Below are 6560 nucleotides of genomic sequence, written 5' to 3' on the forward strand. Positions count from 1 at the left end.
GCCGCCTGCCCGCACCGACCCTCCATGTGACCAGCACCGGCGGCCAACCCCTCACCCGCTTCACCCCGCCACGCCCCCAGCGGGAAACAGTCCTGCTCCTCGCCGAGCTGTACCGGCGCGGCACGGGTTGGAAGCTGCGCGCGTTGGGACAGGGCTACGCCGATGGACTCGCCGGAATCGCGCGGGACTTCGGCGTGGACATCGTCGAGGACGCGACTCCTGCTCCTGCCGCTGTGCGATCGGCGTCCATACCCGCACCTCGGTCGACACCCTCAGCCGGCCCTCACTTCAACTCGACATCCCCGGCAGCCGACCCCGCCGGCTTCCTCGCCCTCGCCAACTCGGCCCGCGCCAACGCCGGTTCACCGCCCGTCACCCTCGACCACCGGCTCGCCTCCGCGGCGCAAGCGCACGCCTCCGGCATGGCCGCCGCCGGACAGCTCAGCACCGAGAGCCGCGACGGCACCTCCGTGTACCAGCGCGTCACCCAAGCCGGTTACACCTACCTCACCATCGGCGAGCATCTGGTCTCCGGACCGCGCACCCCCGCCGATTTCCTCGACTACTGCCTGCGTACCGAGAAGGCCCACCGGACGCTGCTGGAACGGGACTTCACGCACGCGGGCTTCGCCCAGTCCGTCGACCCCCGCTCCGGTGACGTCTACTGGACAGCGTTGTGGGCAACGCCGCTCACCGCCGGCAACCTGGCCCGTACGGCGGCGGAGGTCGTCGAGTCGACCAATGCGGAGCGCGCCAGGGCCGGGCTGCGCGCACTCGCCGTAGACCCACTGCTCGCCGCCGCCGCGCAGGCGCACAGCACCGACATGGTGGCGCGTGCCTTCTACTCGCACACCTCCCCCGACGGCTCGCAGCCCTGGGACCGGGCCGCCGCCGCGGGTTCGCGCAGGCGCACGATCGGCGAGAACATCGCCTGCGGTCAGCGGTCGGCCGCCGAGGTCGTCGAGGGGTGGATGAACAGCCCCGGCCATCGCGCCAACATCCTCAAGCCGGACTTCACCCACATAGGCATCGGCTTCGCGGGCGGTGGACAGACGGGGACGTACTGGACGCAGCTCTTCGGCGCCTGACCTCGCGGGACGGTCGTCCCGTCCGCGATCTTGTCGGAATGAGATCTTCCGGGACAGGATGCCCGCATGAAGGGTGATCTGTTTTCCAGTGAGCACATGGTGCAGCCGGCCACCGCGCCGGGCATGACCGTCGAGAATGCCAAGTGCATCAGGTACGCGGTCAACGGCGAGATGCTCGCCCGCCAGGGGGCGATGATCGCCTACCGCGGCAATCTCCAGTTCGAGCGCAAGGGCCAGGGCGTGGGCGGCATGCTCAAGCGCGCGGTCACCGGTGAGGGGCTGCCGTTGATGGCGGTGCGCGGCCAGGGTGAGGCGTGGTTCGCGCACGAGGCGCAGAACTGTTTCGTGGTCGAGATCGACCCCGGCGACGAGTTCACCGTCAACGGCCGCAACGTGCTGTGTTTCGACGCCTCGCTGTCGTACGCGATCAAGACGGTGAAGGGCTCCGGCATCGCGGGCGGCGGTCTCTTCAACAGCGTCTTCACCGGGCAGGGCAAGCTGGGCCTGGTCTGCGAGGGCAACCCGCTGGTCATACCGGTCTCGCCGCAGTACCCGGTGTTCGTCGACACGGACGCGGTGGTCGGCTGGTCGGCCCACCTCCAGACCTCGCTGCACCGGTCGCAGTCCATCGGCTCGATGCTGCGCGGCGGTTCCGGCGAGGCCGTCCAACTCATGCTCCAGGGCGAGGGGTTCGTCGTCGTACGGCCCAGCGAGGAGACTCCGCAGAAGGCGCAGCAGCACTGAGGGGTGCGGCGAGTGATCTACGCCTCGGAGGCAACCTCGCCGCCCGCATCGACGTCTTGATCCGCAACACCGGATGACGCCCTGGCCCTCACGGCCAGGGCTGATTTTCAGCACTCTATACACGGCATGTATACACACGACGTATACGCACTATGTATACACACAGTGTCTACGTGCGGTGCATATGGACCGAAAGGCATCGATGTACGGCAAGGCATTCGCTCCGGAGTACCAGGGCGCCCTCACCACCCTGTCCGTCAACTCCTCACTGGTCGACGTACTGGCCGCCGGCACCGAGCAGTTGGCGGCGGCCGAGCGCTCGGGACAGCGCGGCGAGGCGGCCCGCTCGGGGCTCGCGGTCGCCGAAGCACACCGGCGGCTCGGGCAGGTGCGGGAGGCGGAGCAGGCGTGGAAGGCCAGTTACCGCGCCGCCCGCGAGGCCGGAGACACGGCCGCGATGGCCTGGGCGCTGTGGAGCGGCGGCACCCTGGCCCGGCAGCGCGGCGCGTTCCCGCTGGCCTGGCGGCTGTTGGGGCTCGCGGCCGAACTCGGCGAGCGCGGCGGAGACATCGTCGTACGGGGCTACTCACTGGCGGGCCTCGCCGAGACCGGCCGGATCCAGGGCGACTACGAGGCCGTGGCCCGACTGCACGAACAACTCCTGGCCGAGGCCCGCAAACGGGGCGAGGCCCGGCACACGGTGTGGGCGCTGGAGGGGATCGCGCAGATCCATCGCAACAGGGGTTCCTACGACACGGCGTTCGCGATGTTCGAGGAGGCGGCCGAGATCGCGGCGGGCGCCGACGACAAGCGCGGGCACGCCTGGGCGTTGCGCGGACTCGCCGACATCGTGTCCGTGCGCGACCGGGACACCGAGCGGGCGCTCCGCCTGCTGTCCGAGGCGGAGGAAAGCTGCCGTGCCATGAAGCTCTCCAGCGCGCTCGCCTACAACCACAAGATGCGCGCCAACGTCCTCTACCGCGCCGGGCGTTACCCCGAAGCCCGTGACCTCTACGAGCAGGCGCTCGCCGAGTTCCGCGCGATGAGCGAGCCGCGCGGCGAGGCCCTCTCCCGGCTTGGCCTGGCCAAGTCCCTGGCCCGCCTGGGCCGCGACCGCGCCGAGACGGCGGGCGAACTCGCCGAACTGGCACGGACGTTGGAGCGGATAGGCCTGCGGCACGCGCGGGAGATGGTGGCCCGCGCCGAGGACGAACTGGGCGTCGGCGGCACGACGGAGGTCGTACGGTGACGGCGCACTCCTCGACGGTGGCGGCCCCCTCTGTGCCCCACGTCCTGGCCCGGTCCCGGGAGTTGGTGCGGCCCGCCCTCGCGGAGGCGGTCGGACGGCTGCATCCGTGGATGGGCGAGATGGCCGCCTACTCGTTCGGCTGGTGCGAGGTGGGCGGCGCTCCCGTCGCCGCGCCGGGCGGCAAGGGCGTACGCCAGGCCCTCGCCGTGCTCGGGGCGGAGGCGGCCGGTGCGCCCGGACGGGCCGGGATCGCCGCGGCCGTCGCGGTGGAACTGGTGCACACCTTCTCGCTGTTGCACGACGACATCATGGACGGCGACCCGACCCGACGCCGCCGCCCCACGGTCTGGAAGGCCTACGGCACGGGACCGGCCGTCCTCGCGGGCGACGCCCTGTTCGCGCTGGCGGTCGAGACGCTCGCCGCGGCTCCCGGCGGAGCGGGCGGACTGCGTCTGCTGTCCACGGCGCTCGGCGATCTGGTGCACGGACAGGCGGACGACCTGCTGTTCGCGGCGCGTCCCTGGACCGGGCCGGAGCGGGTCCGCCCGGACGAGTACCGGGCGATGGCCGAGGGCAAGACGGGTGCGCTGCTGGGCTGCGCGGTCGCGCTCGGTGCCGTACTCGGTGGGGCGCCCACGACGACGGTCGCCGCGCTCGACCGGGCCGGACGGCATCTGGGCATCGCCTTCCAACTGGTCGACGACGTCCTGGGGATCTGGGGCGACCCGGCCGTGACCGGCAAGCCCGTGCACGGTGATCTGCGGGAGCGCAAGAAGACCTTTCCGGTGCTGGCCGCGCTCTCCTCCCCCGGTGCCCGAGGCCTCGCCGCACTCCTCGACTCGGGCGCCGACCCCGCCGTGGCGGCAGCGCTGACCGAGGAGGCCGGCGGCCGTACGGCGGCGCTGGCGGAGGCCCGTCGGCACCTCGCCGCGGTGGAGACGGCCCTCGCGGGAGTTCCCCTGGCAGCCGGGCCCGCGGACGACCTGCGGTCCCTGCTGGAGTTCCTGGTGCGTCGCGATCTCTGAAACGTGTTGACCTGCGCGTCCTTTCCGCGTCAGGGTCGAACCGGCACGGGTCACCTGTCCCCGTGCCGGAAGGATGACTGCCTTGATCGGCATCTCGGAGATCGAAGCCGCCGCCGGGCGGATCGCCGGACACGTCGTACGCACCCCGACCGTGGAGAGCTTCGGGCTCTCCGAGCTGCTCGGTGTCCCGGTCACGACGAAGCTGGAACTGTTGCAGCGCACGGGCTCCTTCAAGGCGCGCGGGGCGACGGCGAAGCTGCTGTCGCTGAGCGAGGGCGAGCTGGCCGCCGGAGTGGTGGCGGTCAGCGGCGGCAATCACGGGATCGCGCTCGCGGTCATGGCGGCGGCGCTCGATGTGAAGGCGACGGTGGTCATGCCCCGCTCGGCGCCGGCGCGGTCCGTCGCGCTGGTGGAGGCGGCGGGCGCGTCGCTGCGGCTGACCGACGACATGCCGAGCGCGTTCGAGCTGGTGAACCGGTTGCGGGACGAGGGGCTGACCCTGGTCCACCCGTTCGACGACCCGGTGGTGATCGCCGGACAGGGCACGGTCGGGCTGGAGTTCGCGCAGGACGCGGGTGAACTCACCGACGTCCTGGTCAGCATCGGCGGTGGTGGCCTGATCGCCGGCGTCGCCGCCGCCCTGCACGCCCGGCGGCCCGGAATCCGGGTCTGGGGTGTGGAGACCGAGGGCGCCGAGGCCATGTCCGCGGCGCTCGCGGCGGGCGGCCCGGTGTCGGTCACGCCCTCGTCGATCGTGACCACGCTCAGCGCGCCGGCCGTGTCGCAGCTGACGTACGACCATGTGTCGGCCCTCGTCACCGAGGTGCTGACCGTCACCGACCGGGACGCCGTGCAAGGGTGTCTCGACCTCGCCGAGCACGCCAAGGTGTGGACCGAGCCCGCCGCGGGCTGTCTGCTGCCCGCCGCCCGGCAGGTGCTGGAGCGGGTCGGCGAGGGCGCCCGGCTCGGCCTCGTGGTCTGTGGGGGCAACGCGACGGTCGGGGAGATCGCGGCCTGGTCGGAAGGCTTCGGGTTGCGCTGACTTCCCGTCAACTCCCTTCGCCGACGCGCCCGTCAACTCACCTCACCGACGGGCTCGTTGACGAATCCCCCGACGATGTTGTCGACGGACACCGGCGTATTCGCGGTCTTCACGCCAGCGTTTACCGCTGGTTACCACCAGGTCGGGGCGGCGATATTCCGCCACGGAAGCCTTCAGCGGCCTTCGCGGCGAATTCCCCCGCCCCGGGACACGAGCGCCGACCTGGGACCTCCCCGCGACTCGGTTTTCTCGCACACCTGCTCGCCACCGTTGAATAAAAGGCAAGAAACACCGGGGAATTGGGCTTCCGTTGAACGCAGCCCATCACACCCGCCGTACTTCTGGGAAAGGTGAGAGCCCGGGTTCAGCGAGGGATGGCCATGGTCGAGACGCACGTCTCCGTACACGAGTTGGTCGCCGGCAGATACCGGCCCATGGAGGTCGCGCACCGCGAGACCAACCGTGTCTCCTGGTACGGCGAGGACATGATCGCCGAACAGCCCTGCCTCCTCACGGAGGTGGCCCTCCCCTTCGCCCCGGACGCGGAGAGCGCCGGACGGATCACCGCCGGCATCCGGCGCACCACCGACGTCATGGTGCTGCTCTGCCCCACCCGGGTCGCCCCGGTCGTCGACGCCGTCGAGGAGGCCGGCACGCTGTGGACCGTCACCGACTGGATCGACGGCACACCGCTGGGCCAACTCCTCGCCCAGCAGGGCACGTTCCACTACGTACGGGCCGCCCGCATCGGACTGGAACTGCTCGACATCCTGGAGACGGCGCACAGCGAGGGCATCACCCACGGCGAACTCAGCCCCGGCCAGGTGTTCGTGCGGGATCAGGGCGGGGTCGTCCTCACCGGCTTCGGACTCGCGGGCGCCACCCTCGCCCCGCGGATCACCGCACCGTCGTACGCCTCGCCGGAACAGGCACGGGACGAACGCATCGGTCCCGCCGCCGACTTGTGGGCGCTGGGCGCGATCCTCTACACGCTGGTCGAGGGACACCCGCCGTTCCGCGACCGGGGCCGCCCCGAGGCCACCATGAAGGGCGTGGACCGGCTCCCGATGCGCGGCCCGTCGCGCGCCGGCCCGCTGGCGCAGGTCGTGCAGGGGCTGCTGCGCAAGAACTCCCGGGAGCGGCTGACCCGCCCGGTGGTCCGCGAGATCCTCACCCGCATCCTCAACGACGACCCGTACGCCGACCGCGAGCCGATTCCGCTGCCCCGGCTGCGGCGGGCCTACGACGCCGTGCGCGGGGCGGGGACCACCTGGAGCGGCCGGGGCATGGCCGCCGGGACCGCCCTCGCCGTCGGCACCGTCACGGTCGCCGTCCTGGCCGCCACCCACCAACTGCCCGGCACTCGGACCTCGGCGACGACCGAGCCCTCCCCCCTGCCCTCCGCGTCCGCC

The 6560-nt window shown here is 71.8% G+C and carries 6 protein-coding genes; all 6 read left to right on the forward strand.

The features are described 5' to 3' along the window. Nucleotides 1–1088, forward strand: a 1088-nt coding sequence (locus tag AC31A1_RS43885; RefSeq protein ID WP_489658672.1) for a CAP domain-containing protein, incomplete at its 5' end; no start/stop codon positions are given. Between the two features lie 66 nt (nt 1089–1154). Next, entirely contained in the window at nt 1155–1832 is a 678-nt protein-coding gene (locus tag AC31A1_RS43890; RefSeq protein ID WP_329352489.1) for an AIM24 family protein, read from the forward strand. Between the two features lie 202 nt (nt 1833–2034). After that, a complete protein-coding gene (locus tag AC31A1_RS43895) occupies nt 2035–3081 on the forward strand; it encodes a tetratricopeptide repeat protein (RefSeq protein ID WP_489658676.1) in 1047 nt (348 codons plus the stop codon). Then, entirely contained in the window at nt 3078–4106 is a 1029-nt protein-coding gene (locus AC31A1_RS43900; protein WP_489658673.1) for a polyprenyl synthetase family protein, read from the forward strand. Before AC31A1_RS43895 ends, AC31A1_RS43900 begins: the two co-directional genes overlap by 4 nt. 82 nt (nt 4107–4188) lie before the next feature. Next, nucleotides 4189–5148, forward strand: coding sequence for a threonine/serine dehydratase family protein (locus AC31A1_RS43905; protein WP_489658674.1), 960 nt, complete (start codon nt 4189–4191; stop codon nt 5146–5148). A gap of 374 nt (nt 5149–5522) precedes the next feature. Further along, nucleotides 5523–6560, forward strand: a 1038-nt coding sequence (locus AC31A1_RS43910; RefSeq protein WP_489658675.1) for a serine/threonine-protein kinase, incomplete at its 3' end; no start/stop codon positions are given.

This window comes from Streptomyces sp. P5F9 (assembly GCF_057961495.1).

Excerpts from the sequence above, each read along its gene's own strand:
- AC31A1_RS43895 (WP_489658676.1), top strand. The coding sequence starts at position 2,035 with ATGTACGGCAAGGCATTCGCTCCGGAGTACCAGGGCGCCCTCACCACC.
- AC31A1_RS43890 (WP_329352489.1), top strand. The coding sequence starts at position 1,155 with ATGAAGGGTGATCTGTTTTCCAGTGAGCACATGGTGCAGCCGGCCACC.